We start from the raw sequence: 327 nt of genomic DNA, 5'->3' as shown, positions 1-327 counted from the left end.
GGGGAGCCGATCCCGGCGAAGTACCCGAGCGTGGCTCGGGCGGTGTCGGCCGGGGTGATGTCGCTTGCGCAGGCGGCGGCGATCACGAAGGGCCTCGATCACACGCGCAACCGTGTCGATGTGGAGGATGTGGCGCGGGCGGAGGCGGAGTTGGTGGCGTCGGCGTGTGGGTTGAACCCGGAGGACGAGCAGCCGGCCACGCCGAGGGCGCTGGAGGTGCAGGCGGCGTTGTGGGTGTCGTATTTGGATCCGGATGGGGACGAGCCTCGGGCCGACAAGATCGCGGCGGAGCGTGGGTTGTGGTGGTCGCGGCGCTCGGACGGCGCG

The 327-nt window shown here is 71.6% G+C and carries 1 protein-coding gene; it reads left to right on the top strand.

From position 1 onward, the window contains the following. Positions 1–327, top strand: a 327-nt coding sequence (locus ACPYN9_RS17235; protein ID WP_424468126.1) for a DUF222 domain-containing protein, incomplete at both ends; no start/stop codon positions are given.

Origin of the sequence: Pseudoclavibacter helvolus, assembly GCF_049707175.1 — a bacterium.
Classification (GTDB): Bacteria; Actinomycetota; Actinomycetes; order Actinomycetales; family Microbacteriaceae; genus Pseudoclavibacter; species Pseudoclavibacter helvolus_A.
The sequence above is the reverse complement of the archived record's forward strand: the minus strand, read 5'-3'. Positions and strand labels throughout refer to the sequence as shown.